20 protein-coding genes and 7 tRNA genes are annotated in these 26,330 nt (G+C 56.8%); 19 read left to right on the top strand and 8 right to left on the bottom strand.

Translation table 11 applies throughout. The annotated features are described in order from the left end of the window. Window positions 1-8: 8 nt before the first annotated feature. From PLH32_09125 to PLH32_09035, 19 genes are all read left to right on the top strand, one after another. Window positions 9-1,244, top strand: coding sequence for a ribonuclease H-like domain-containing protein (locus PLH32_09125; protein HQJ64756.1), 1,236 nt, complete (start codon window positions 9-11; stop codon window positions 1,242-1,244). After that, window positions 1,241-2,431, top strand: coding sequence for a DHHA1 domain-containing protein (locus tag PLH32_09120; protein HQJ64755.1), 1,191 nt, complete (start codon window positions 1,241-1,243; stop codon window positions 2,429-2,431). Before PLH32_09125 ends, PLH32_09120 begins: the two co-directional genes overlap by 4 nt. Before the next feature lie 40 nt (window positions 2,432-2,471). Continuing rightward, window positions 2,472-2,544 (top strand) — tRNA-Ala (locus PLH32_09115). A 472-nt stretch (window positions 2,545-3,016) separates the two neighbouring features. Beyond that, window positions 3,017-3,088: transfer RNA gene (locus PLH32_09110), tRNA-Gly, on the top strand. Window positions 3,089-3,096: 8 nt separating this feature from the next. Then, window positions 3,097-3,172, top strand: a tRNA-Cys gene (locus PLH32_09105). Window positions 3,173-3,191: 19 nt separating this feature from the next. Further along, window positions 3,192-3,279: transfer RNA gene (locus PLH32_09100), tRNA-Leu, on the top strand. Between the two features lie 89 nt (window positions 3,280-3,368). Beyond that, window positions 3,369-3,442, top strand: a tRNA-Val gene (locus PLH32_09095). Between the two features lie 96 nt (window positions 3,443-3,538). Further along, a complete protein-coding gene (gene thrS / locus PLH32_09090; protein ID HQJ64754.1) occupies window positions 3,539-5,461 on the top strand; it encodes a threonine--tRNA ligase in 1,923 nt (640 codons plus the stop codon). A 13-nt stretch (window positions 5,462-5,474) separates the two neighbouring features. Continuing rightward, a complete protein-coding gene (infC, locus tag PLH32_09085; GenBank protein HQJ64753.1) occupies window positions 5,475-5,984 on the top strand; it encodes a translation initiation factor IF-3 in 510 nt (169 codons plus the stop codon). A gap of 31 nt (window positions 5,985-6,015) precedes the next feature. Beyond that, window positions 6,016-6,210 (top strand): 50S ribosomal protein L35, encoded by a 195-nt coding sequence (rpmI, locus tag PLH32_09080; GenBank protein ID HQJ64752.1) that lies wholly within the window; start codon window positions 6,016-6,018, stop codon window positions 6,208-6,210. A 34-nt stretch (window positions 6,211-6,244) separates the two neighbouring features. After that, window positions 6,245-6,592: a 50S ribosomal protein L20 gene (gene rplT, locus PLH32_09075; protein HQJ64751.1), complete on the top strand. Its 348-nt coding sequence runs from the start codon at window positions 6,245-6,247 to the stop codon at window positions 6,590-6,592. 4 nt (window positions 6,593-6,596) lie between these two features. Then, window positions 6,597-7,628: a phenylalanine--tRNA ligase subunit alpha gene (gene pheS / locus PLH32_09070; protein HQJ64750.1), complete on the top strand. Its 1,032-nt coding sequence runs from the start codon at window positions 6,597-6,599 to the stop codon at window positions 7,626-7,628. Window positions 7,629-7,645: 17 nt separating this feature from the next. Next, the gene (gene pheT / locus PLH32_09065) at window positions 7,646-10,042 is read left to right on the top strand and encodes a phenylalanine--tRNA ligase subunit beta (protein ID HQJ64749.1); all 2,397 of its coding nucleotides are present in this window, start codon (window positions 7,646-7,648) and stop codon (window positions 10,040-10,042) included. A 12-nt stretch (window positions 10,043-10,054) separates the two neighbouring features. Beyond that, window positions 10,055-10,348 (top strand): hypothetical protein, encoded by a 294-nt coding sequence (locus tag PLH32_09060; GenBank protein HQJ64748.1) that lies wholly within the window; start codon window positions 10,055-10,057, stop codon window positions 10,346-10,348. A gap of 61 nt (window positions 10,349-10,409) precedes the next feature. Next, window positions 10,410-10,730: a cell division protein ZapA gene (locus PLH32_09055; protein HQJ64747.1), complete on the top strand. Its 321-nt coding sequence runs from the start codon at window positions 10,410-10,412 to the stop codon at window positions 10,728-10,730. 187 nt (window positions 10,731-10,917) lie between these two features. After that, entirely contained in the window at window positions 10,918-12,480 is a 1,563-nt protein-coding gene (rny, locus tag PLH32_09050; protein HQJ64746.1) for a ribonuclease Y, read from the top strand. 51 nt (window positions 12,481-12,531) lie between these two features. Further along, window positions 12,532-13,323: a TIGR00282 family metallophosphoesterase gene (locus tag PLH32_09045; protein ID HQJ64745.1), complete on the top strand. Its 792-nt coding sequence runs from the start codon at window positions 12,532-12,534 to the stop codon at window positions 13,321-13,323. Window positions 13,324-13,337: 14 nt separating this feature from the next. Beyond that, window positions 13,338-13,411, top strand: a tRNA-Arg gene (locus PLH32_09040). A gap of 129 nt (window positions 13,412-13,540) precedes the next feature. Next, on the top strand, window positions 13,541-14,929 hold the full coding sequence (locus tag PLH32_09035; protein ID HQJ64744.1) for a tetratricopeptide repeat protein: 1,389 nt from the start codon (window positions 13,541-13,543) through the stop codon (window positions 14,927-14,929). Between the two features lie 253 nt (window positions 14,930-15,182). Here the strand turns inward: PLH32_09035 and leuS are convergent, their stop codons facing one another. The 8 genes from leuS to PLH32_08995 form a co-directional block, all read right to left on the bottom strand. Continuing rightward, window positions 15,183-17,642, bottom strand: coding sequence for a leucine--tRNA ligase (leuS, locus tag PLH32_09030; protein ID HQJ64743.1), 2,460 nt, complete (start codon window positions 17,640-17,642; stop codon window positions 15,183-15,185). A 127-nt stretch (window positions 17,643-17,769) separates the two neighbouring features. Next, window positions 17,770-17,847 (bottom strand) — tRNA-Pro (locus PLH32_09025). A gap of 94 nt (window positions 17,848-17,941) precedes the next feature. Further along, a complete protein-coding gene (locus tag PLH32_09020) occupies window positions 17,942-18,694 on the bottom strand; it encodes a glycosyltransferase family 2 protein (protein HQJ64742.1) in 753 nt (250 codons plus the stop codon). 7 nt (window positions 18,695-18,701) lie between these two features. Continuing rightward, complete coding sequence (locus PLH32_09015) at window positions 18,702-20,405, bottom strand: hypothetical protein (protein HQJ64741.1); 1,704 nt, start codon at window positions 20,403-20,405, stop codon at window positions 18,702-18,704. Between the two features lie 45 nt (window positions 20,406-20,450). Next, window positions 20,451-21,521 carry a flavodoxin-dependent (E)-4-hydroxy-3-methylbut-2-enyl-diphosphate synthase gene (ispG, locus tag PLH32_09010; GenBank protein ID HQJ64740.1) on the bottom strand — a complete coding sequence of 357 codons (1,071 nt, stop codon included), beginning with the start codon at window positions 21,519-21,521 and terminating at the stop codon, window positions 20,451-20,453. Window positions 21,522-21,530: 9 nt separating this feature from the next. Then, window positions 21,531-22,721 carry a glycine C-acetyltransferase gene (locus PLH32_09005; GenBank protein ID HQJ64739.1) on the bottom strand — a complete coding sequence of 397 codons (1,191 nt, stop codon included), beginning with the start codon at window positions 22,719-22,721 and terminating at the stop codon, window positions 21,531-21,533. Between the two features lie 24 nt (window positions 22,722-22,745). Further along, entirely contained in the window at window positions 22,746-23,768 is a 1,023-nt protein-coding gene (tdh, locus tag PLH32_09000) for an L-threonine 3-dehydrogenase (GenBank protein HQJ64738.1), read from the bottom strand. A gap of 47 nt (window positions 23,769-23,815) precedes the next feature. Next, window positions 23,816-26,197: a phospholipase D-like domain-containing protein gene (locus tag PLH32_08995; protein HQJ64737.1), complete on the bottom strand. Its 2,382-nt coding sequence runs from the start codon at window positions 26,195-26,197 to the stop codon at window positions 23,816-23,818. Between the last annotated feature and the right edge of the window lie 133 nt (window positions 26,198-26,330).

The following is a 26,330-nucleotide window of genomic DNA, read 5'->3' as shown; positions in this document are numbered from 1 at the left end:
GACCGACTATGCTGTCGATCAAGGAAAAACTGGCTGCTTTGCAGGGACTGACTATCGCACCAACGCCCGAAATGACACCGGCGCGAACCCTGCGGGGTGGCGAGGTCCTCGGACTGGCGCGCGAACCAGCGAATGGAGGCGAGCTCTGGCTGCGGCACAAGACACTCTCCGCGGCGCAAGTTCCGATGTTCCCGCTCGAACGGTATCTCAGCTTGCAGCCGGAGCAGCTGGTTCTGGTTGGCAAGAACTGGGCCTTGCAACACGCCAGGCCGGAAAACCTCCTCTTCATCGACACCGAGACCACCGGGCTCACCGGCGGAGCCGGTACCTATGCTTTTCTGGTCGGCATCGCCCGTTGCCAGGAGGGGACCGTTACCATCAAGCAGTACTTCCTCCACGATCCCGATGCAGAACGTCCCCTCTATACCGATTTGCACGCCGAGTTGGAAGCAGCTGATGCCATCGTCAGCTACAACGGTAAAAGCTACGATCTGCCTCTGATCCGGAATCGGTGCGTTCTCAACCGGCTTGATTATGCCTGGGAGCGGGTGATCCACCTGGATCTCCTCCACTGCATCCGTCGGCTCTATAAAAACTTGGCCTCCTACGCCCTGACGGAAGTGGAAACCCGACTGCTGCGGTTCCGCCGCCAGGGCGACATTCCCGGGTCACTCATCCCAAGTCTGTATTTTTCGACCCTGCGTGAGGGCGATCTGGCCAAACTATTGCCGGTCTTTCAGCATAATGTGATGGATCTGCTCAGTTTGATGGGCATAACCGTTGCTGTTGCGGAACGTTTCGGCAAGGCGGACACGCTGACCAGCAGCGAACTCCTCCCGGTGATCCGGACCCTGAGCGATCTGGCGCTCTATGATCAAGCCGAGCGCCTCTGTGAGGGCGCCGCACCCCCGGGAGCGGAGGGAGGATCGCGCGAGTTGGCGCATCACCGCGCGCAAATACAGAAACGGCGCGGCAACTGGAGCGATGCGGCCCGGACCTGGCAGGACTGGATCGAACGGTCGCCGTGCTTTGATCCCGAGCCCTACGTCGAGCTGTCCAAATATCTCGAACATCGCTGCGGCGATTACGCGGCAGCGCTGAAGATCGTTGAACGGGCGGAAAAACAGCTCGCTATTCTCCTCGAACTGGCCACCGATCCCCGCCATCACATCTGGAACCAGCAGTTCTTGCGCAGGAAGCAGCGTTTGCAACGCAAACTGCATAGCACGGGAGAAACGGAATGACCGAAAAGCTCTATCAAGGCGACAGTTATCTGCGGGAAATGGATGCGGTGGTGCTGGAAAAGGGCGAACGCAACGGCCGACCCGCGTTGCTGCTGGACCGGACGGTGTTTTATCCCACCTCCGGCGGGCAAATGCACGATACCGGACATATCGAGGGTGTCGCCGTGGAGGAGGTCCAGGTCGAGGGCGAGGCGATCTGGCATCTGCTCGCTGCCCCTGTCGAGTCCGCCACGGTCCACGGCGCCATCGACTGGCCGCGACGCTTTGACTTTATGCAGCAACACACGGGATTCCACCTGCTTGCAGGTGCCTTTTACCAGGGGGCCCGGATCAGAACCCTATCCGCTCACCTAGGGGAGGAGGTATCGACCATCGAGGTCGATGCCGCCGAGGTGCCGGAGGAAACCCTCGAGGAAATCGAAAGCTTGGCGAACCGGGTCATCTGGGAGGATCGCCGCGTCACCAGCCGGATCGTCGATCAAGCCACGGCCGAAGGATTGCAGTTGCGCAAGGCCCCCCAGGTGAAAGGAACCATCCGGCTCATCGAGATTGCCGATTTTGATTTGGATCCGTGCGGTGGAACGCATGTCAGTTCGACGGGACAGGTGGGAATGGTCAAGATCATCGGCCGCGAAAAGATCCGCCAGGGCACCCGCTATACCTTTGTGGCCGGCGGGCGTGCCTGGCGTCTGGTTCAAGACCACGCTCGTACACTCGCGGAGCTCACCGGTCACCTGACCACCGATGCCGGGAGCCTGACTGCTGCTGTGATCAAATTGCAGGAGGAAAACAAGGGGCTGCGCAAGTCGCTGGAGCTGAAGACCCGGCAGCTGGCGGAGCAAAGCCTGGAGGCCGTCTGTGCCGCAGCGGGAACATCCGTCATCATCAGCCATCTCTTCGAGGATGTCGAACTCGAGACCGTGCGCTATCTGGCGGCGATGGCGGTGCGCCGGCGTCCGGGCACCTACCTGTTCGCAGGCCGTTCGGCGCGCGCGGCACTGGCCTTCGCCACCAGCACCCGCGAGATCGACCTGCGTCCTGCCTTCACCGCAGCGATTCAGCGAATTTCGGGACGCGGAGGCGGAGAGCCCGGCTTCGTCCAGGGCAGCGGCAATGATATCGGCCAGATCGAGGGGGCATTGCAGATCGCCCGTGCAATCCTCGAAAATGCCGAGAAAAAAGATTGACAATCAGCGTAAAATTTAATACATTATTATCCGGTTACAAGGGGCTATAGCTCAGCTGGGAGAGCGCTTGACTGGCAGTCAAGAGGTCAGGAGTTCGATCCTCCTTAGCTCCACAAAAAGCCGCTGATTTCAGCGGCTTTTTTATTAGGGCAGGACGGTTGATTTCTTCGGGAAGAGGACGGCATCGCTGGCCGCTTGGTTTTGTGGTGTGCCGAGCACGATCTGGCCGATGGTGATATAGCTGTAATAGGAACGGTCACAGCCCTTTTTGCAGTGGAAGGTGGTGAAGAGCTGATTCGCTTCGGCATCATCAACCGCATCGAGATAGCGTACCTCGCCACAGGATTCACAGGAGATGATCAGGGTCTGGGGGGCAGCAGTGGCTTGAGAATTCGTACGAACCTCCTAGAGTTGAGTCCAGCACTGTTGGCTTCACAGTAGAGTAGAAGCAAAGAGTGGTTTTTGCAGAGAACAGCGCATATATTTATCACGGCCAAAGCGAAAGCGGAAGACGGATAAAAATGGTCGGATGTGAAAAAAAGTCTTGCATAACTTTTGGAATTTAACTATATTAATGAACTTCAAGCGGGAGTAGTTCAGTGGTAGAACACAACCTTGCCAAGGTTGGGGTCGCGGGTTCAAGTCCCGTCTCCCGCTCTACACCTGGCGGCGTAGCCAAGTGGCTAAGGCGGAGGTCTGCAAAACCTCTATTCATCGGTTCGATTCCGATCGCCGCCTCCAACGCCGAAAGGGCAGGCGTGCCGGGGTGGCGGAATAGGTAGACGCAAGGGACTTAAAATCCCTCGGGCTTTGAGTCCGTGCCGGTTCGATTCCGGCCCTCGGCACCAAAAGATGAGGGGTCCCCTTTAAAATTAGCGTTGCCTTCGGGAAACGCTTTTTTTTCGACAGGAACTGATGGTGGCGCTATTTTTGCACCGGGCGGTTAGCTCAGCTGGTTAGAGTACTTGCTTGACATGCAAGGGGTCACTGGTTCAAATCCAGTACCGCCCACTCCCGTGATCCATGCGCGCAATCCCGGCGCCAAGAGACCGCCTACCTCGGGCGGTTTCGTGTTTAGGGAGGAATTCTTCTGGAAAGGATGTCCGCTTGTCATCTATAACGCTTACCTTCCCGGACGGACGTTCGGCGGAGTACCCGCAAGGCATCAAGCCGGCAGACATTCTCGCCGGGATTGGCGGCCGGATCGCCCATGAAGCCATCGCCGCTCAGGTCGATGGAGCCGTCGTAGACCTCGCACGGCCCCTGCAGCAGGGCGGCCGCATAGTCTTTCTGACGGCCGATTCGCCCGCGGGCATGGAGGTCTTTTGGCACAGCGCCGCTCATGTTCTGGCGCATGCCGTCAAGGAACTCTATCCTGAAGCCCAATTCGCCTTTGGCCCTCCAGTCGAGGAGGGTTTTTACTATGATATCGACGTCAAGAACAGCTTCACCCCCGAAGATCTGCAGCGCATTGAGGAGAAGATGGCCGAGATCGTCGCCGCGGATTTCCCTTTTGTCCGCGAAGAACTCGATAAAGAAGCCGCCCTGGCGCTGTTCCGCGAGCGCAAGGAGGGGTACAAGCTGCAGCAGATCGAACGACTGGGCGAACCCCCCAGCATTTACTGCGATGGGCCGTTCATCGACCTGTGCCGAGGGCCGCATCTGCCCTCAACAGGCCTGATTCGCTATTTTAAGCTGCTCAGTGTGGCCGGTGCATACTGGCTTGGCGATGAAAAAAATCCCATGCTGCAACGGATTTACGGCATCGCCTTTCCCAAAAAATCCCAGCTGGACGCCTACCTGCAACGTATCGAGGAGGCCAAGAAACGGGACCACCGTCGCCTCGGACGCGAACTCGACCTCTACAGCATCAACGACGAGATCGGTCCGGGATTGATCCTCTGGCATCCCAAGGGCGGTTTCATCCGGTACAAGGTGGAAGAGTTCTGGCGCCAGGAACATCTCAAGAACGGCTATGAGTTCGTCTATACACCGCACATCGCTCGTCTCGAACTGTGGCAGACCAGCGGCCATCTCGGTTTCTTCAAGGAGAATATGTATTCGCCGACGGAGGTCGATGAGCAGCTCTATCAAATCAAACCGATGAATTGCCCCTTCCATCTGCAGATCTTCCGTAGTCAGACCCGCAGCTATCGCCAGCTGCCGATCCGCTGGGCGGAACTAGGCACCGTCTACCGCTACGAACGCTCTGGCGTTCTACATGGCCTGATGCGCGTACGCGGCTTCACACAGGACGATGCCCATCATTTCTGCCGCCCCGACCAGCTAAACGACGAGATCGACATGCTGCTCGGCTTCACCCTGCACATGCTGCGTTCCTTTGGCTTCTCCGATCTCGAGATCTATCTCTCGACGCGACCTGAACACGCAGTTGGCTCCATCGATAATTGGGAGCGCGCGACTGATGCCCTGCGCGCCGGGCTGGAAAAGGCCAAACTGAACTATCAGATTGATCCGGGAGAAGGGGTCTTTTACGGCCCCAAGATTGACATCAAGATCAAGGATTCGCTCGGCCGTACCTGGCAATGCAGCACGATCCAGGTGGACTTTAACGAGCCCGAACGTTTCGATCTAACCTATGTCGGCCAGGATGGCAAGGAGCACCGGCCGATCATGATCCATCGCGCTCTTCTAGGCTCGCTGGAACGCTTTTTTGGCGTCATGATCGAGCACTATGCCGGCGCTTTTCCGCTTTGGCTGGCGCCGACCCAGGTGATGGTGCTGCCGATTACCGAAAAACAACACCCTTATGCCGAACAGATCAGAAACCAGCTTATCGCAGCCGGCCTCCGCGCCGAAATGGATGACCGCAGCGAGAAGGTGGGTTACAAAATACGCGAAGCCGAAACGCAAAAAATCCCCTACATGCTGATTGTCGGAGCGAAGGAGGCGGAACAAAACCTCGTTTCCGTTCGTAAGCACGGCAAGGGAGATAGTGGATTGGCTGAAATCCCGGCTGTGATTTCAGAGATTCAGGAATTAGTCCGCGTCAAGGCAGAGAATCATTAGAGGAGGATTTGCTATTAAGAAAAAACTCACTCGCGTCAATGAACTGATCGATGCCCCTTCCGTCCGTCTGGTGGATGAAAAAGGCGAACAGGTGGGTATCGTGAGCCGCAATGAGGCCTTGCGCCGGGCGGAGAGCGCCGGACTCGACCTGGTCGAGGTCTCTCCCAATGCCGCTCCGCCGGTGTGCAAGATCATGGATTTCGGCAAGTTCAAGTATGAGCTTTCCAAGAAAGAGAAAGAGACGCGCAAAAAACAGCACGTCATCGTCACCAAAGAGATCCGCATGCGGCCCAAGATTGAGGAACATGACTTTGAATTCAAACTGAAACACGCGCGCAAATTTCTCCTCGAGGGAGACCGCGTCCGTGCTTCGGTCCAATTCAAGGGACGCGAAATGATTCATCAGGAGTTTGGCCGAAAGATCATGGAGCGCTTCATTGAAAACCTCCAGGATGTCGCCAAAACCGAAAAAGATCCCACGATGGAAGGCGGCCAGCTCGTGGTCTTTTTCGTCAAGAAGTAAACAGCCAACCCTTACATGAGGTGAGCACTCTATGCCCAAGATGAAAAGCAACCGCGCGGCGAAAAAACGTTTTCGCCTCACGGGAACCGGCAAGGTACGGCGCAATCATGCTTATGCGCGCCACATCTTGACCAAAAAATCACCCAAACGCAAACGTGCCCTGCGCCGGACCACGATCGTCTCGGCCGAGGACACCCCGCGCATCAAGCGCATGCTAAGCGCCTAATCGTTTACCCGCAACAGTTCCTGTTGGAGGAAGTATGCCAAGATCACATTCGCCGGTCGTCACGCGTCACCGTCGAAATAAATACTTGAAGGCCGCCAAGGGATATTACGGCGGCAAGCACCGCCTCTACCGTTCCGCCCGCGAAACCGTGGAGAAAGGGCTTACCTATAATTATCGTGACCGCAGAGCCAGAAGACGCGAGTTTCGTAGTTTGTGGATTGTGCGTATCAATGCCGCCGCCCGCCTGTATGGAATGAATTATTCCTCGCTCATCAACGGGCTGAAACAAAAAGATATCGACATCAACCGCAAAATGCTCGCTGAACTGGCTGTTCACGATCTCCAGGCATTCGAACAATTGGTTAATACCGCCAAGGCCTGAAACCATGAGTGAAATCCTGTCCCACCTGCAGCAGCAACTCGCAGCCCTGCAAGAAGAATTCGCACAGCGCCTCCCGACGGCCATCGCAGCGACGGATCTCGAGCAGCTGAAAAGCGAATTTCTGGGCCGCAAAGGCAAACTGCAATCCTTTTTTGCCCAGCTCGGCAGGGTGGAGGCAGGAGAACGACCGCTGCTCGGGGCGGAGTTGAACCGCTTGAAAGAGACGATGCAACAGCAATGCGATGCCGCAGCGCTCTCCTTCCAACACCGCCCCAAAGCGATCTCTGCATTCGATCCGACGATGCCTGCCAGATATCCCCAGATCGGCAGTTTCCATCCCATCCTTCAAACGATGGATGAAATTAAGCAGATTTTCGTCGGCATGGGGTTCCGCATCGAAGAGGGGCCCGAGATTGAGAGTGAGTACTACAATTTCACCGCCCTCAACATCCCCGAGTACCACCCCTCACGCGACATGCAGGATTCCTTTTACCTTGAAAACCGCTATGTGCTGAGGACCCATACCTCGCCGGTGCAAATCCGCACTATGGAGCAGCAAAAACCGCCTGTGCGCATGATCGCGCCGGGGCGCTGCTTCCGCAAGGATACTCCGGACGCCACCCATTCACCCACTTTTCACCAGGTGGAAGGCCTTTACGTCGATCGCGGCGTCTCCTTCGCGGATCTGAAGGGAACGGTTCAGGCCTTCGCCCAAAAGATCTTCGATGACCGGCAGGTGCGCGTCCGCTTCCGGCCCAGCTTCTTTCCCTTCACGGAGCCGAGCGCCGAATACGATTTTTCGTGTATCTTCTGCAAGGGCAAGGGGTGCCGCTTTTGCAAGAACAGTGGCTGGCTCGAGATCTCCGGCGCCGGCATGGTCGACCCGGCGGTCTTTGGATTTGTCGATTACGATCCCGAACTCTATTCGGGCTATGCCTTCGGTATGGGCATCGAACGCATCGCCCTGCTCAAATACCAGATTCATGATATTCGCATTCTTTTTGAAAACGACATGCGCTTTCTCGAGCAATTCTAATCTCCCGGACCGAACCCGTGAAAGTTACCCTCAGCTGGCTTAAGGAATTTGTCGATATTTCGCTCTCCATGCAGGAGTTGTCCCATACCCTGACCATGACGGGGCTGGAAGTCGAATCCGTCGAGGAGATTGCCCGCCCCTTCAGCGGAGTGGTCGCCAGCCGCATCATCCGCTGCGCGCCACATCCTCAGGCTGACAAGCTGCAGATCTGCCGGGTCGATGCCGGCAGGGGAGAGGAGCTCGACGTGGTCTGCGGCGCTCCCAATGCCCGCGCCGGCCTGCTTGTGCCGCTCGCCCTCCCCGGAGCTGTCCTGGACCAGACCCTCAAGGTTTCGGCTCGCAAAATCCGCGGCGTTTCCAGCAGTGGCATGCTTTGCTCTGAGGCCGAGCTCGGATTGACCGACCGGGCGGAGGGATTGATGCTCCTTGATGGATCCGCCCAGCCCGGTCAGGATCTGTTGCAGTGGTTGGGAGAGCCCGACTATCTCCTGGATATTTTCATCACGCCCAACCGTCCGGACTGCCTCAGCGTCATCGGCCTCGCCCGCGAGATCGCAGCCGCCACACGCCGTCCCCTGCGGCTGCCAAAGCTTGTCTCGCGTACCGTCGACCAGGCAATGCCGCCGCGGATCCCAGTAACCATCGAGGCGCCGGAGCTTTGCCCGCGCTACTCGGGGCTCTATTTCGAAACGATTCGACTTCAGCCGGCGCCCTTCTGGATGGCGTACCGGCTCCATCACGCGGGCGTTCGGTCCATCAATTGCGTGGTGGATATCACCAATTATGTCATGCTGGAGTACGGCCAGCCTTTGCATGCTTTTGACGCCGCCTATCTCTCCGGGCAACGTCTTGTCGTGCGCGCCGCCGCTGCGGGGGAAGCCTTCACCACCCTTGACGGGAAAAACCATACCATCGAGGCGGGGACCTGCCTGATTTGCGACGGCGAAAAACCAATAGCGTTGGCGGGTATCATGGGCGGTCTCAACTCGGAGGTTCAACCCACCACCACGGCAGTCTTTCTCGAAAGTGCCCATTTCGCGGCGTTGGGAATCCGCAAATCCAGCAAGCAATTGGCCATCTCGACGGAATCCTCGCGGCGCTTCGAGCGCGGGGCTGACCCAGAGGGGACCCTGCCCGCCCTCGATCGCGCCAGCGGCTTGCTGGAAGCGCTCACCGGGGCGACACCCGTTGGCGGGAGTGTGGATTGTTATCCGCAACCGCTGCCCCGCGCTCAGATTGATTTGCGCCTGAGCGCCGTCAAGACGTTGATCGGCGTCGAACTCTCCGCCGCCGAGGTCATCGAGATCCTCGAACGGCTCGAGATCACCTGTGCGGAAAAATCTGCAGACCTGATCGCCTGCATCGTTCCCCCATTTCGTCCCGATCTCACCCGGCCTGTGGATCTGATTGAGGAGGTCGCCCGGATTTACGGATACGATCAAATTCCCTTCGCCCAAACGGTGGCCCTGGATCAATCCCAGACCGCGAATCCGCGGGTGGCCTTTCAGGACCAGGTACGCCATCTGCTCGCCGGTTTTGGATTGCATGAAACGCTCTCCCTGAGCCTCGTCTCACCCCAGGCGGCGGCGCCTTTCCTTCCGGCAAACAGCGCAGTGGTCGAGCTGCTGAATCCCCTCAGCACCGAGTGGTCGGTTTTTCGCACCAATCTGTTGATTTCACTGCTCCAGAATGCCGCATATAACCGCAACCGCCAGATGCCCAACCTGCGTTTTTTTGAGATCGGCAATGTCGCTTGGAAAAGGGGGGATCGGTTCGAAGAAGAAAAGCAGGTGGCCGGGTTACTGGTCGGCGAGACCGGTGAATCCGCCTGGTATGGAAAACCGCGAGCCGTTGACTTTTATGACATCAAGGGCCTCTTTTATGCCTTGATTGAGCAACTCGGAATCCAGGGCGTTACATTGGGCGTCGCTCAGGGGGCCTACTGGGCCCCGGAGAGCGCCGGAATCTACCTCAAGGATCAGAGCCTGCTCGGCAGCTTTGGCCGCCTGAGCGAAGCGGTTTTGCAGAGTTTCAAGCTCAAGACGGCCGATTGCTTCGGCCTTGTCCTCAGCTTTGATCAGCTCTACGCGCATCGGCTGGTACATCGCAGGTTTCAGCCGATCGCCAGATTTCCGATGATTCCCTTTGACATTGCCCTGCTCCTCGATGACGAGATCGCAGTGGGGGCTGTGGAACAGGCCATCCGGGAATCTGGTGGCGAATATCTCGTAAAAGTCCATCTTTTCGACTATTACCAGGGTGAGCAGGTGCCGAAAGGTAAAAAAAGCGTCGCTTTTTCATTGAATTTTTGCTCAAAAGAACGTACATTGGGAGTAAATGAGGTAGAGCAGCAGGTGGCGGCGATCCTCGCCCGACTCTCCGCCCAGTTTGGTGCCGAATTGAGACCACGCTAGGACGAGGTTTCTGTGGATAAAAACATTCTGGATGTATTGGAAGAGCGCATTCAATTTGCACTGGGAATTATAGCGGAAATGCGCAAGAAAAATCTCTTGTTGGAAGAGGAAAATAGTGAACTGCGGGCGCGCATCAGCGATCAAAGCCTGCAGCTCGACAAGATCCGCCAGCAACTCAGCGAACAGGCAAGCCGCTCTGAGCAGGTGATGCTGGAAAAGTATCGCGAAACCGAGGAACGGCTGCGCGAGCGCGTACAAAATATGCTGGCCAAACTCGATGAACTGAAAACCTTCGAGAACCGTTAGGTTCTGACGGAAAGGCCATCGGGACCATGCTGTTTTCACAAGCCTATGCAAGCTTACTTTCATGAATGATGAAAAGAACATCCTCAAGGTGAATATTTTTGGCACCGATTATCCGCTTAAGGTTAATGCCAATGTGGAATATGTACAGCGCATTGCCGAATACGTCGACCAGAAAATGCGCGACGTACAGACAGCCAAACCCAATCGTCCTTTGCATCAGATCGCTATATTGGCTGCCCTGAACATCGCCGACGAACTTCTCCAGCAGCGGGAATTGTCCAAAAAGAAATTGAATTCCTTTGAGGATCGGGTCAAAACCCTGACCCATCAGTTTGACATCGACATTCAGGAACTCATGGAGGAAGGCAAGAAAGGCGTCTGAACGGCCCGGCCGAAAATTGACCGGACAATTCCTGTTGTATTTGTGAAAACCCAGCTGTCAAGAGTCCGATGGGAAATTCCGCACGGTGGCGTGCTACGGGGTGCTGTAGCATAACCACCAGAATTTCCGCTTTATTTAATCATAGAAGGATGCTTGACAAGCCTGGGTTTTTCGTTGTGGAGGGTATATGGATACCTATTTGGTCATACTCATAGCCATCGCGGCTGCCGCAGTGGCTTTTATCGGCGGCTGGATGGTTTCACGTCATATCGGTCGGGGCAAGGTTACCGAAGCCGAAAAAATAGCCGACAAACTGATCTCGGATGCGCGCAAAGAGGCGGAAAACCTCAAAAAGGAAAAGACCCTCGAAGCCAAAGACGAGATCTTCAAACACCGGCAAAATCTTGAAAACGAGATAAAAAACCGACGCGCGGACCTGCAAAAGATTGAAAACAAGCTGACGGCGCGCGAGATGAACCTGGACCGGCGCCACGATTTGCTGACCACCAAGGAAAAGGAACTCGATGAGATCGAGAGCCGGCTCAGGAGTCGCGAGGAAAATGTCCACAAACGGGAAGCAGAACTCGACACCCTGATCGAGGAACAGAACCACCGCCTTGAGAAGATCAGCGGCATTTCCAACGAAGAGGCCAAACGCATCCTCATGCTGAACCTTATTGAAAAGGCCAAGCAGGAGGCCGCCCAAAGCATCAAGGAGATCAAGGACCACGCCCGTCAACAGGCCAACCGGGAAGCAAAAGAGATCATTATTCAGGCGATCCAGCGCACGGCAGCCAACCATTCCACGGAAACGACCGTCTCCGTCGTCAATCTCCCCAGCGACGAGATGAAGGGACGCATCATCGGCCGCGAGGGACGCAACATCCGCTCCTTTGAATCGGCAACCGGCGTCGAGGTGATCGTCGATGATACCCCGGAGGCGGTCGTTCTCTCCGGTTTCGATCCCTTCCGGCGTGAGGTCGCCCGCATCGCGCTGGAGCGCCTGGTTATCGACGGGCGCATCCACCCGACGCGGATTGAGGAGGTGGTCGAGAAAACCAAGCAGGAGATGGAGGAAAAACTCGTCGAGGAGGGTGAAAAAGCCCTGATGGAATGCGGTATTGCCAGCATGCACATCGAGTTGGTCAAGCTGCTCGGCAAGCTCAAGTACCGCACCAGCTACGGGCAGAATGTCCTGCAGCATGCCATCGAGGTTTCCTATCTCTGCGGTCTGATGGCCGCGGCTCTCGATCTCGACGGCAATCTGGCTAAACGCGCCGGTCTGCTGCACGACATCGGCAAGGCGATCGACCGGTATACCGATGGCACCCATACCGAAATCGGTCTGGAGATTGCGAAAAAGTACGGCGAGGGACCGATTGTCCAGAATGCCATCGCCGCACATCACGAGGATGTACCCATCATTTCGCCGATCTCCGTCCTGGTCCAGGCCGCTGATGCCATCAGCGGATCCCGTCCGGGAGCGCGCCGCGAAACCCTTGAAACCTACATCAAGCGTCTTGACGGACTCGAGGGGTTGGCCAAATCCTTCGCCGGTGTCGGCAAAGCCTATGCCATCCAAGCCGGCCGCGAGGTGCGCGTCATGGTGGAGCATGAAAAAATCGACGACGCCATGTCCGAGCAATTGGCCACCGACATCGCCGAAAAGATCCAGAGCGAGATGGAATACCCCGGGCAAATCAAGGTGACGGTTATCCGGGAATACCGCGCCATCGATTACGCCAAGTAACCAACAAAAGGCTTGAATAATTCTGCGAATTGACGTATATTGGATGGCCCAGTGAGCGAAAAGTCGCTGCATATCCTTTTCATTGCGGACATCGTTGGCAGACCGGGGATCGATGTGGTGGCCGGCCTGCTACCGGGCTTGAAGAAAAGTCATGCGGTGGATCTCTGTATCGCCAACGGGGAAAACGCCGATGGTGGCAACGGCCTGACCGAAGCCATCGCGCGACAGCTTTTTTCTCTCGGTGTGGATGTCATCACCGGCGGAAACCATACCTGGGGCAACAGCCAGTTTCGCAGTTATCTCGACAGCACCCAAAAGGTGCTGCGGCCGCTGAACTATCCGCCGCAAGCCCCGGGCCGCGGTTCCACGATTATCCTGACCAGTCGGCAAATACCGGTTGGGGTGCTCAATCTCCAGGGGCGCACCTTCATGTATCCGATCGACTGTCCCTTTCGCACCGGACATGAAGAGGTGGCGCGGCTTCGGGAAAAGACCCCGATCATTCTGGTCGATTTTCATGCCGAGGCCACCGCGGAAAAAGCAGCCCTGGCCTGGTACCTGGATGGCGCGGTCAGCGCCATCATCGGCACCCATACCCATGTTCAGACGGCCGATGAACGGATCATGCCCAAGGGCACGGCTTTCATCACCGATGTCGGTATGACGGGCCCGCACGACTCGGTTATCGGCATGGATGCCCAGGTGGCGATCAAGCGCTTCACCACCGTTCTGCCCGAAAAGTATCGTATGGCCAGCGCCAATATTCGCCTCAATGGCGCCCTCATCGAGATTGATAGCAGCAGCGGACGGGCCCAGCGAATCACTCGCATCAATGTTCCCTGACACTACGCGACAACGCGCCAGTAGCTCAATAGGATAGAGCGTTAGCCTCCGGAGCTAAAGGTTGTGGGTTCGATTCCCGCCTGGCGCACAAGCAAGGCGGCCGGAAAGCCGCCTTTTTTATTGATTTTATTATTAAATAATAGTAATATTAAGGCACAGTGGCCGCCGGCCCCGTCCCGGCAGCCGGAAGCGTGTGCAAGCGAGTGATCCTGCAGCCATGAACGACTTTCAAGCACCCTTAGACGCACTCAAATCCTACACCGTGACGATCGCCGCCGCTGAGCTCAACCGGCTCTATCCGGATCTCGATCCCAGCTCCGATTCGGACAAGCGCCTGCTTCTGTCCCGCCTCGAAGAGAAATACCGGGGGGGAGGCGATCGTCTCGAACTCTCGTGGTACAATCGCGACCTCAAGCTGGTCTGGAGCGTGGCGCCGCCCGCACCGGAAAGCGAACAGCTCAACCGCGAAGCCCTTGAAAAGACCCGGCAGAAAGCTTATGACGCCGCTCTGGCCCTTTGGCGCAAAGCGATCGAGTTCAGCCCGCGTGATCCGGATCTTCATTACAATATGGGGCTGGTCTACTTTGAGTCCCGGGAGTATACCAAAGGACTCGACAAATGCATCGAAACCGTACGATTGTGCCCCCTTTACAGCCGCGCCTATTTCGTCCTCGGCAGTCTTTACTCCAAAATGCGCCAATTTGCCCAGTCTGAACGGTTTCTCAAGGAAGGTTTGATCCTGCAGCCGGCCAATGTAATGGCGCTGGTAAACCTCGGCGCGGTCTACAGCATTCAGAAAAACTACGGTGAAGCGATCCGCGCTTTCGAGAAATCGATTGCTGTATCTCCTAAAGAAGTAAGATCTTATCTTGGTCTCGGCAAGGTCTATCTAGCACAGGGGGACATGGACAATGCCAGCCGCTGCTTCAAGGCCGTGCTCAAACTCGATCCCGACGGCAAATTCGCCGAGATCGCGCGCAAGTCCTTGCGCATGGTCACGCCCGACCTTGCCGCCAGCGAAAGCAGCGCTGCCGGCAGCGACGAGAATTTCGAGGCGATCTGCGCCGAAGGGTTCAAGGCCTATATTGCCGGCGACTATACCAGGGCAGTGGCGCTCTATCAGCGTTATCTGGCTCAGCGGGCCGGCGAGGCAGATATTTGGGCGTCGCTGGCGTCCTGCCAGATCCGCCTGGGCCGCAGTGACGCCGCCATGGAGGCGATCCGCACCGCCATCAAGTATGCGCCAAATAAGGCAGCGCTCTATAAGCAGGCAGGGATCATTTTTGACGCCTGCGCTCGCGAAAGCGAAGCGGGCCAGTATGCCCTTAAGGCCATCGACCTGGGCAAGCAGGACAGTGTGACTTTAACGCTGGCGGGCAAGAGCCTGTTGGGAACAGGCAAAGCCCAGGAAGGGCTGCGCTATCTGGCAGATGCGGTGCGGACGAATCCCAACAATTTGCATGCGCGTTTCTATTATGCGCAGGCTTTAAAGACGGCCGGGGATCTTGAAACGGCGAAGCAAAATCTCGAAGAGATTTTATGGAGCAAAGTTGAGACACCGTTGAAGGACCGGGCGCGTCGAGAGATGCAGAGTTTAGGAGGCTGAAGAGCCTGGTGAATTCTGACGTTAATGGGAGATTTTGACCGGCCCCAGTGCATGGACAACTGTGCATAATATTAGTTATGTTAACATAGTAATGTTGCCAGATGTGATTTGAACGCTTCTGCAACCCTGCTACCCGTAATCCTCCCTCCCTGCTGCGGCGTTTGCCGTTCCGATACCGATGTACAAAACATAAGGGTCGAACAGCAGAAAGCCATTCGACCCTTATATTTTGTACCAAACTGGAGATATTGAATCAGCGAATCACCAGGCTCACCAAACGCTTTTGTACAACGATCGATTTAACCAGGGTCTTTCCCTCCAAATACCCCTTGATCTTATCGTCCTGCAACGCTGCTGCGATCACCTGCGCATCACTGCTTGCGGCATCAACCTCGATCTGTCCGCGAACCTTGCCGTTGATCTGAACCGCAAGGTTGAGACGCTCCTGCACTAGCCAGCGCTCGTCGTACTCCGGCCAGCGCTGATTGAAGATGCTGTAGGGCCGACCAAGCCGGAACCATAACTCTTCGGAAAAATGCGGTGCAAAGGGCGCCAGCATCAGCACCAGGGTTGGAATCACCTCATGGGCCAAACGTGCATCCTGTTGTGCGGATGAGGGCTTATCTTGCATATAAAGTGATACCTCATTTAATAGCTCCATCAAGCGGCTGATCGCGGTGTTGAAGTGAAAACGCTCCAGATCCGCACCGCAGTGCTTGAGCGCATAGTGCATTTGCTGCAGCACCTTGTCAAAGCGGGAATCCGTGGATCCAGCCGGTGGATGCTCGATAGTCTGCTCGACCAGACGCCATACGCGCTTGAGAAAGCGGTGAATCCCGACGATCCCTTCATCACTCCAGTCGCCGCCCTCCTCATAGCCTCCCATAAACATCATGTACATCCGAAAGGTATCAGCTCCATAGCGGGCGATAAATTGGTCCGGATTGACTACATTGCCACGACTTTTGCTCATTTTCGCCCCTTTGGCCGTGATCGTGCCCTGATGCACCAGCCGCTTGAAGGGCTCATCAAAATGAATACAGCCGATATCATGCAACGCTTTGGTGATAAAGCGGGCATAGAGCAGGTGCATGACGGCATGTTCGGCCCCGCCGACATACTGGTCCACTGGCAGCCAGGCGTCGACCAAGCGCTGGTCAAAGGGCGCACTGGCGAGATCCGGTGTCAGGAATCGTAGATAATACCAGGAGGAGCAGACAAAGGTGTCCATGGTATCCATCTCGCGGCGGGCCTCGCGGCCGCAGCGGGGACAGGTCACCTTTGCAAAACTCGGCGATGTCGAGAGCGGAGACTCGCCTTTTCCCGTAAAAACAACATCTTCTGGCAGCAGTACCGGCAGATCGATTTCGGGTACCGGCAGTTCGCCGCAGGCATCACAATACAGTATTGGAATGGGCGCACCCCAGTAGCGCTGGCGCGAGATCAGCCAGTCGCGCAGTTTGTAATTGATCTTGCGTCCGCCCCAGCCTTGCTCCTGCAGATAGTCGATCACTTTATCGATGCCGGCCGTGGAATCGACGCCGTCGAAGGGTCCCGAATGAATCATCTTGCCCGGTAAAATGTAGGCCTCGGTGAGTTCACCGTCGCACGGCACGCCCATTGCCGATATGACCTCGCGGATGGGCAGTTTGTACTTTTTCGCGAACTCAAAATCACGGGTATCGTGCGCCGGCACGGCCATCACGGCGCCGGTGCCGTAGGTGACCAGAACGTAATCGGCAATCCAAACCGGCACCTTTTCCTGATTCACCGGATTGATGCAATAGCTGCCGATAAATACTCCGGTTTTTTCCTTCTCGGTCGACATCCGGTCGATTTCGCGCTGCCTGCGCGCCTGCAGTACGTAGGCCTCCACCTCCGCCTGGTGCTCCGGGGTCGTCAGAACTTGCACCAGGGGATGTTCTGGCGCGAGCACCATGTAGGTTACGCCCCAAAGGGTGTCCGGACGGGTGGTAAACACTTCGATCGTCTCGTCGCGCCCCTCAATCCGGAACCGGATGCTGGCACCGATGCTTTTACCGATCCAGTTGCGCTGCATGGCGACGGTTTTGTCCGGCCAGTCTATCTTCTCGAATCCCTCCAGCAGCTGTTCGGAATAGGCCGTGATCTTGAAAAACCACTGCTCCAGATCCTTGCTCAATACTTCGCTCTCGCATCGTTCGCAGCGGCCGTCGACGACCTGTTCGTTGGCCAGCACGGTCTTGCAGCCGGGGCACCAGTTGGCGGCTTGTTTTTTGCGGTACGCCAAGCCATTTTCATACATCTTTAAAAAGAGCCACTGGGTCCAGCGGTAGTAATCCGGATGGCTAGTATTGACCTCATGATCCCAATCGTACATGGCGCCCATCGCCTCGAGCTGCTTGCGGATGTTGGCGATGTTCTCGGCCGTGCTGAGAGCCGGGTGCACTCCTTTTTTAATGGCATAGTTTTCTGCCGGGAGACCAAAGGCATCGTAGCCCATCGGCTCAAAGACGTTCCAGCCCTGCATACGCTTGAAGCGCGCCCAGGTATCGGTTGGCGCATAGTTGTACCAGTGTCCGATATGAAGGCGATCGCCGGAGGGATAGAGAAACATGACCAGGCAATAGAGTTTTTTCTCCACCTTGTTCAAGTCGGTTTTGTACAGGCCGCTCTCACGCCACCGGGCTTGCCATTTTTTTTCGATGTCGCCAAAGGAATATTCAGAACTCATAGGCCTATCCCTCAGTCCATGATCTGCAGTATCGATAATTATTAAATATAGAGATTATTTCGATCAAAATCAATTCGTTCACACAGGTTAAAAAAAAGCCCATCCGCGTGAAACCGAATGGGCTTTGTGGTCGGGGCGAGTGGATTTGAACCACCGACCTCCTGGTCCCGAACCAGGCGCGCTAGCCGAACTGCGCTACGCCCCGAAAATGAACGAAAATATACAACATTTCCGCGAGGATTACAAGCAAATATTTACCAAAATGCATGATCAGAGCCGCCAGGATGCTCCCGGCCATCCTACCACCACAACCCATGCCAGAGCAGACGCATGAAGGCGAGGGAATCGCGGAGATAACGGATCCGGCTTACGCTGCCATCGTAGCGGGTGACGATGGTGATCTCGACTATATTCAGATTGAGACGGCTGAGGCGCAGCAGAAGTTCGCTCTCATACTGGAATCCCCGCTCGTTGCAGTCGTCGAGGCCGGGAAGATCAGTGCGATAGGCGCGGAATCCGCACTGGGCGTCATGAAAACGCCGCCCCGCGAATAGGGAGAGGATAATCGAACTCAGACCGTTGCTGAGTTGACGCAGGGGGGGCATGATGCCGCTTCTCCCCTGCCGCCAGCCGAGATAATAGTCGGCCTGCTGCGACCGGATCGCGTGGATAAATTCCGGCAGATCAGCCGGATCGTGCTGGCCGTCGCCGTCCATGGTGATGATCCAGCCGTACCCCATGGCACGGGCCGCCTTCAGTGCCGATCGTAGCGCTTCACCCTTACCGAGGTTGCGCTTGTGGCGCAGGCAAGACACACCCAGGCTTTGTATGACATCGGGGGTGTTATCGTCAGATCCGTCGTCGATGACCAGCAACTCCAGGTCTGTTACCGCCCGTATTCTCGTGAGGAGCTGCCCGAGGTGCGATGCTTCGTTATAAACGGGAAGGGTGATGAGGATCTGCCCTGGACAGCTGGCACGCCGGAGTGGCCCCTGAATCTGCAGCGGACCGGTTTGCTCAAAAGCGGATTGCCCATGCCCTTTGCCGCTCACCTTGCGCTCAGAATGACTTGACCCGGAATCCCTGGATGGCGGGATCGTTGTTAAAAATCCACCCCACCATCTCGCCGATGCCGAGGGACTCTATCGGGCAGGGTCCGCGACGGATATCACCGGCATCCTGGTTGAACAAGGTGCTGCAGGAATCGTACATCGCCCCAATCCGCTCCTGCCATTTGGCTATATTCGCTGGACGCAGATCCACCCATCCCTTTCCTGCCCAGGCATCGATCTTGTCGGGGGTTACAGTCAACTCATCCTCTCCGCGGCTGGCCGGTATCTGTATGCGCGGGCCGCGCAGCAGGGTTTTTCCGTCTGAGAGCAGTATGGGGATGCCGATAGAAACGATGGTGTGGCGTATGGGATGATGTAATAGGTAGCTTTCCAGCTCATGACTGATCAGGGCAGGATCGGCAGCGACCACCTCCTTTATTTTACGATATTTGGTGCGCAGAAGCCAGGCTTCATAGAGCAGCTTGGAAAGCTCCGGTGGTCCGAGCTTTCCCAGGGCCACACTGGGCGTCTGTTTTTCCTCGCTCAACCGCTGCATCTCGGCGATGATGGGCTGGCGCATCACTCCGGCTCGATAGCTGGGATCCATAATGGCGGAATCCAGGGCCGCGATGACTTCATAGCGTGTGGCATGGCCCTGAATTTCCAATACAACTGTATGGGCGATCTCTTCCGGTGTCAGGTATTCCATCTGGAACAGAGTCGTAATCGCTTCAAATTCTCCCTGCGTTATAAAGCCGACGTAAGCGGTCTGCATGCCAACCATGGAGAGGTCACCACGGCGGGCATACCCCACGTCGGTGAAGAGCGGCAGCTTGTCTCCCAAGGTGACCCTTTTCGCATGGAAGAGCCCGACCGGGCTGCCCTGGAACTCGATCGGCCGGTAATCGATCAGGCGGCTGCCGATCAGGGCGCCGATCTTGACCTCTTTGACCACCGGCGCTCCCGGGGTTCGTGCCATGCTGAAAAGCAATCCGGTATGACCAAAGGCGAGGACCGCCCGTTCCATCTTGAGATCGAGTTCCTGGTCGAGCTGACCCCAGTAGGGATTTGTAAAGCCCATTCCTCCCATGCCGGTGAGGCCGATCTTCAGATAGAGATGGGTGCCAACATCGCACATCGCCTCATTAAGGATTTTAACATGCTGGATCAAAAGGGGCAGCGGCTGATAGACCAGCATACGTTCAATCTGGGCAATAGTTTGGGACGACAACATTATTTCGCCCGGTACGCGGCGGTCGCGGCGGGGTGAATGTAAATCCCGCGCGATTGCTTCAGGGTCCCAGCGCTCTCTCAGGGAAGCGAGCAAAGGTGCCGTCGGCACTGCATCGACGATGATATCCGGCTTGTACTTGTGGATCAGATCGCTGAGAAAATATTTTTTACTTGTAGTGGGATGACCCTCGCAGAGATCGGCGATCATTTGCCTGATATTCTCGTGGTCCGCGCTCAATTCTTTCAGCGATTGGCCATGCCACGCGCTGCGTAAAAAGATGTTGCCCCATGCGCCGTCGAAGGTGACCTTGGGGAATTCCTTGCGCAACTGCTCAAGAGAGCGGCGCATGCTGGACTGGTGCAGGGAGACAATGATGATGGTTTTAGGTTCCAGTTCCTGCGCCAAATGCCGCGCCACCTGAAAACCGAGCACACCGCTTCCCCCCAGAACCATGACACGTCTGGATTTGCTCTTCATGATCGCTACCCCACGATATGAATTACGGTAATTTTAAACGCATCCTTACTCGGGCCAGTTGTTGACTTCCTCAATCAGGGTCTGGACGATCTCGTTCTCGGCAATCTTGCGAACGATTTGTCCCCGTTTGATCAAGACGGCGCTACCGCGCCCGCAAGCGACCCCGATATCGGCTTCTCTGGCTTCACCGGGGCCGTTGACGACGCAGCCCATCACGGCAACTTTGAGTGGTTTGCGCACATGGGCCAGGCGCGTTTCCACCTCCTCGGCGATGGGAACCAGATCGACCTGCGTCCGGCCGCAGGTCGGGCAGGAAATCAACGTGATCCCCTCCTCTATGAGGTCGAGGCTTCTAAGAATATGCCGCGCTGCGATGATCTCCTGAACGACATCCCCGGTCAGGGATACGCGCAACGTATCGCCGATGCCCTGGTGCAGAAGGATGCCCAGGGCGACTGCTGAGCGGATAGTCCCCGCCTTGACGGTCCCGGCTTCCGTGACACCGATGTGCAGCGGCAAGTCACAGGCCGCGGCGATGCTCTGATAGGCTGCGATGGTCCGAAGCACATCCGAAGATTTCAAGGAGAGGACCAGATCTTCGGCTCCGAATTCGCGGCAAAGCTCGACATGGCGCAAAGCGCTGCGCACCAGAGCGCGTACGGTCGGTCCTCCCTCTTCGGTGAGAATCTCTTTCTCGACCGAGCCCGAATTGACGCCGATGCGGATCGGCACGCGGCACTCTACCGCTTTTTCAACAACACGCCTCACCTTTTCGCGGTCGCCGATGTTACCCGGATTGATGCGGATCTTGTCCGCACCAGCGTCCAGGGCGCCGAGGGCGAGACGGTAGTCGAAATGGATATCTGCAACCAACGGAAGCGAGGCCCTTTTTTTGATGGCATCAAAGCTCGGCAAGGCGGCAGCATTGGGGATAGCCAGCCGCACCAGGTGGCAACCAGCCTCCTGCAGTCGGGCAATCTGATCCAGCGAGCGTTCCACATCGGTAGTCTTGCTGTTGAGCATGGACTGAATGACGATGGGGGCATCCCCCCCCATCTCCAGGGTGCCGATCCGGATCTTGCGGCTGCGCCGGCGTTTGATGACGGGCTCACTCATTTCGGTCCATCACTTGATCACTCCCATGCGTCGGCCGACCAACGTGAAAGCGGCGATCGCCTGATCCAGATCCGCGATCTCATGCGCTGCTGAGATCTGCACGCGAATGCGGGCCGCACCGCGGGCTACCACTGGATAGCTGAAGCCGACAACATAGATACCCTCTTCGAGCAGTGCATCGGCCATCGCGTGAGCGAGCTTTTCCTCGTAGAGCATGATCGGGACGATCGGATGGACGCCTGGACGGATGTCGAAACCCGCCTTCGTCATTCGGGCGCGAAAGTGCGCCGTGTTCCGTTCCAGCTTGTCGCGCAATTCGGTGGTACCGCTGAGCAGATCAAGGACGGCGATGGTTGCACCGGCTATGGTCGGCGCCAGGGAATTGGAGAAAAGGTAGGGCCGGCTCTTCTGGCGCAGGTACTCGATCATTTCGCTGCGGCCGGCGACACACCCGCCCATCGCGCCGCCGAGCGCCTTGCCAAACGTGGTGGTGATCAGGTCGACGCGCCCTTGGACGCCGCAATGTTCGATCGTCCCCCGCCCGCTCTTGCCCATAAAGCCGGTGGCGTGACTGTCGTCGACCATTACCAGCGCCTGATAGCGCTCGGCCAGATCGCAGATCGTCCCCAGTTGGGCGATATCGCCGTCCATGGAGAAGACGCCATCCGTAGCGATCAAGCGGAATTTCGCACCGGCCGCCTCCTTGAGTTTGGCCTCTAGGTCGGCCATATCGTCATGCCGGTAAATATAGCGTTGCGCCTTGGCGAGTCGGATGCCATCGATAATCGAGGCATGGTTCAGACTGTCGGTGATGATCGCACTATCGGCCGACATGAAAGGCTCGAAGACGCCGCCGTTGGCATCAAAACATGCGGCGTAAAGGATGGCATCCTCAACCCCCAGAAAGGTGGCGATCTTTTGTTCCAGTTGCTTGTGAATCTCCAGCGTGCCGCAGATGAAACGCACCGAGGAGATGCCATAACCCCAGCGCTCAAGGGCGCCCTTGGCTGCTGCGATCACCTGGGGATGGTTGGCCAGGCCGAGATAGTTATTGGCACAAAAGTTGAGCACCTCCCTCCCGCCCTGCACCACAATCCGCGCACCCTGGGGCGTGGCGATGACCCGCTCCTGCTTGTACAAGCCGGCCTGGCGGATCTCTCCAAGCAGCCGCTTCAGTTCTTCCTGCAATGCTCCATACATGGACAACTCTCCGCAATCAAGACGTTAATTAAGCTCAAGAACGACTTTGCCGCATTGGCCTGAGGCCATAGCATCGAAGCCTTTCTGGAAATCGCCAAATTTCAGCCGATGGGTCAACACCGGGGCGATGTTCAAGCCGCTTTGCAGCATGGTCTGCATCTTGTACCAGGTTTCAAAGATCTCGCGCCCGTAAATGCCTTTGAGATGAAGTCCCTTGAAAATGATCTGGTCCCAGTTAATCTCGGTGGTATTCGGGAGGATGCCGAGCAGGGCGATCCGTCCGCCGTGGTACATGTTTTCAAGCATCGCCTCGAAGGCCTGGGCATTTCCGGACATCTCCAGGCCGATGTCGAATCCGACCATGCCCAGCTTTTTCACCGCTGCGGCGATGCTCTCCTGCGCGACATTGACCGTGAGGGTGGCGCCCATTTTACAGGCGAGATCGAGACGATAGGGATTGACATCGGTGATGACGACATTCCGGGCGCCGATATGTTTGCAAATGGCGACGGCCATACAACCGATCGGCCCGGCGCCGGTGATGAGCACATCCTCCCCGACCATATCGAAGCTGAGGGCACAATGGGTGGCGTTGCCATAGGGATCGAAAAATGCGGCGATTTCAGAAGGGATCGAATCGGCCACATGCCAGGCATTACTGGCGGGTAGGCAGAGGTATTCAGCGAAACAGCCGTCACGGTTGACGCCGATGCCGATGGTGTTGGTGCAAAGATGGCGGCGTCCAGCCCTGCAACTGCGGCAGAGTCCGCAGACGATATGGCCTTCGCCGGAGACCCGCTCCCCGACCTCGTACCCGACGACATTTTGCCCCTTGGCCGCTACGATGCCGACAAATTCATGGCCAATCGTCATGGGCGTCTTGATGGTCCGCTGTGACCATTCATCCCATTTATAGATATGCAGATCGGTGCCGCAAATGGCCGTATGGGTCACCTTGATCAGCAGATCGTTGTTGCCATAAGCGGGTACAGGGACTTCTTCGAGCCAGATCCCCGGACCGGGCTGCTTTTTAACCAGTGCTTTCATTAACATACCATTCGTCCTTTAGTTGTGAAAGTCGCTTAAACAACTCATTAACGAATAAGCGTGATCTTTACCGGCGGTGATGAGGCGCCGAGTATCCGGGCGAAATAGAGGCCCGAGGGCAGGGCCTTACCTGCGGCATCCCGCCCGTCCCAAACCACTGCGGCTTGGTCGCCCTTGCGGAGAGGCACTTCAAGCCGCACTACTTCCTCACCCCGCATCGTGTAAAGTGCCAGCTGAAACGGCCCCCGGGCTTGTGATGGAATCCGGCAAGGGATGGTGGTTTGGCTGTTGAACGGGTTCGGATAATTCTGATGGAGGCCATACCGGTCCGGTTCTTCTCCTGCAGCGGCCACCGGGATGCCGGTGGTTATCTCACCCGTTCCACCCGATTCATGGTATCGGGCGGAAAATTCCTGCACATAGAGGTTGGTGATATTCCGGTCATGGATGATGAGGGTGTTCTCATCATTCCGGGTGTTGGCCGCGTCGCTCCAGTTGTGCGAGCCGGTGACAACCGTGGGATCGGAATCGGCCTGATTGGCGTCAATCAGGAGGTACTTGTGGTGCAGATCCGCGCCGAGAACATCGAGATGGACATCCGCGGGGGGCGACCACGGCGAGGAACCGGCCCCGGCCATGTCGGCATAGACACTGTAGCTGCTGGAAACGCTGCTGCGATCGAACACCCCGAGGATGACAAAACCGGAAATTTGTGCAAAACGGTTGCGCATCGCATTGAGAATAGTGCTCTGGGTGAAGGCCAGGATGCAGAAATAAAGAGAGTAGTCCGCGCTCTGGATAGCCGCGATGATATGACGCTCGGCATCATCCGAGGGACTCATGTACTGCTCAATCCAGCGGCCGCCAATATTGAAACGATGGGGTGTGTTGTCCCGCTTCCGTGCTCCAAAACGGGACTGCGCCGGATCGGGCGTTTCAGTTGCGCTGCCCCACATCTCGTTGAATTCGAGGGTATAGGCTTCGCAGAGTGTTTCGTCCTGGATTAGCAGCATATTTTCGCCGTTACGGGTGGCCCCGGCCAATGAGGCATTGCTCGATCCGGTCCAGAGGTAATCGTCAAGCCCGCTGGTGCGGTCGCGGTGGTCAATAATGACGAATTTGTTGTGGCTCGCCGCCGTACTGTCGTTCATGCCGAAATAGTCATCTATAACCGGGATGCCGGCCTCCCGCAGCCAGCGGATCTTGTCGTTGGATGCTGTAGCCGTGGCGTCATCCGCGATAAATCGGACGCTGACACCACGTCTTTTGGCATTGACCAGTGCCAGGGCAATATCGGCATGCGTGAAAGAGTAATAGTGCACGTCGAGAGAATACCGTGCCTGATTGATCATCTTGACGATGACGGTCGAGAGGTCTGTCTGGCCCTGGGCCACCTCACGCCAGGCTTTGGAGGTGTCAACGGACTGGTTGAAGTAGACTTGTATGGTGCCGCTCGAACGAGCGGAGGCCGTCATAAAAAGCAGGGTATCCGAGACCATGGTGCCGGCGGGATCGGTGGACCAGGCGACGGCCTTGTAGAGAGAGGCCGGCTCCAGGCCTTCGAGCCGGACCCGATGGGTGGTGACCAGGGCTGAGTCGCCTGCAGTTGTCAGTGGTTGGCGGAAATCCTGCCCAAAACGAACCAACGACGTCGAGGACCGGTCGGTGGCCCAGACCAACTCCACCATCGTGGGTTCAATGGCCGATTCCTGCAAGGGCTGAACAAGCAGCGGTGCGCCCCGAGAGAGGATATCGTGACTGAACCGGGGCATGATGCGGTAGCCCGCTTTTTTGGGCGGGCGTACGCTGGGATCATACTGGGTGAGCAACCCAATGATGTCGAAAGCGCCATCGGGGAGCAGCGGGAGATGCGCATCCGGATCAAGATAGAGCTGAATGGAACCGGTGGCATCACTGACCGTGTAGATATCGCTGTTGCTTCCAGTAACGTGGACGTTATTGACGCGGATCAATCGCCCCTCGTTGGGCTCGGCGAGATCGGCACCAAAACTGCCGGCGACCTCGGCGCAGGTCAACGGCAGTGGATCCGGAAGCGGATGATTCTTTGACAGAACGGCGATTGCGCTTGGATCCTTGATAAAAGTCATGCCGCCATTCGCATAGCCTACCGTTCCAGTCATGCGAACCCAATCCCCCAGTTGGAGAAAGGGAAGATCGCTGCGGGAGGAATAGACATTAATGCCGGCGGTGCTGTCCTGTACATAGATGTCGAAGGTCGTGACGCCGAAGAGCCCTGCGGGTGCGGTTACCACGCCAGTGATGGTGACCGTCTTGCCGATCGACCAGGGTGCCGCTGGGCGCCCGGTGGCATCGTTATGGTGCAATTCCAGAATATCGGTGGCAACGAGGGAGGAAGGTAAGATACAGAACAGGCCTGGGATGAGCCGGAAAAGAAGCAGTTTTTTCATCCATAATCCAATCTGCAGGCACAAGCCGGGTTGTGCACGGTTGATGGCACGATGGCCTTGTTTGCGGCCAAAAGCATGCCTACTTTACAAATCAATATAGCTATTACCTGACTTTTTGTCAACATTAAATCCG

This window comes from bacterium, from assembly GCA_035419245.1.
Lineage (GTDB): Bacteria > Zhuqueibacterota > Zhuqueibacteria > Residuimicrobiales > Residuimicrobiaceae > JAKPUX01.
Note: the sequence above shows the minus strand (reverse complement) of the source record. Positions and strands in the feature narration are given on the sequence as shown.

Excerpts from the sequence above, each read along its gene's own strand:
- PLH32_09015 (HQJ64741.1), bottom strand. The coding sequence starts at position 20,405 with ATGAAGAGCAAATCCAGACGTGTCATGGTTCTGGGGGGAAGCGGTGTG.
- PLH32_09035 (HQJ64744.1), top strand. The coding sequence starts at position 13,541 with ATGAACGACTTTCAAGCACCCTTAGACGCACTCAAATCCTACACCGTG.
- PLH32_09005 (HQJ64739.1), bottom strand. The coding sequence starts at position 22,721 with ATGTATGGAGCATTGCAGGAAGAACTGAAGCGGCTGCTTGGAGAGATC.
- rplT (HQJ64751.1), top strand. The coding sequence starts at position 6,245 with ATGCCAAGATCACATTCGCCGGTCGTCACGCGTCACCGTCGAAATAAA.
- rny (HQJ64746.1), top strand. The coding sequence starts at position 10,918 with ATGGATACCTATTTGGTCATACTCATAGCCATCGCGGCTGCCGCAGTG.
- PLH32_09120 (HQJ64755.1), top strand. The coding sequence starts at position 1,241 with ATGACCGAAAAGCTCTATCAAGGCGACAGTTATCTGCGGGAAATGGAT.
- pheS (HQJ64750.1), top strand. The coding sequence starts at position 6,597 with ATGAGTGAAATCCTGTCCCACCTGCAGCAGCAACTCGCAGCCCTGCAA.
- rpmI (HQJ64752.1), top strand. The coding sequence starts at position 6,016 with ATGCCCAAGATGAAAAGCAACCGCGCGGCGAAAAAACGTTTTCGCCTC.
- PLH32_08995 (HQJ64737.1), bottom strand. The coding sequence starts at position 26,197 with ATGAAAAAACTGCTTCTTTTCCGGCTCATCCCAGGCCTGTTCTGTATC.
- PLH32_09125 (HQJ64756.1), top strand. The coding sequence starts at position 9 with ATGCTGTCGATCAAGGAAAAACTGGCTGCTTTGCAGGGACTGACTATC.
- tdh (HQJ64738.1), bottom strand. The coding sequence starts at position 23,768 with ATGAAAGCACTGGTTAAAAAGCAGCCCGGTCCGGGGATCTGGCTCGAA.
- PLH32_09055 (HQJ64747.1), top strand. The coding sequence starts at position 10,410 with ATGAATGATGAAAAGAACATCCTCAAGGTGAATATTTTTGGCACCGAT.
- ispG (HQJ64740.1), bottom strand. The coding sequence starts at position 21,521 with ATGAGTGAGCCCGTCATCAAACGCCGGCGCAGCCGCAAGATCCGGATC.
- leuS (HQJ64743.1), bottom strand. The coding sequence starts at position 17,642 with ATGAGTTCTGAATATTCCTTTGGCGACATCGAAAAAAAATGGCAAGCC.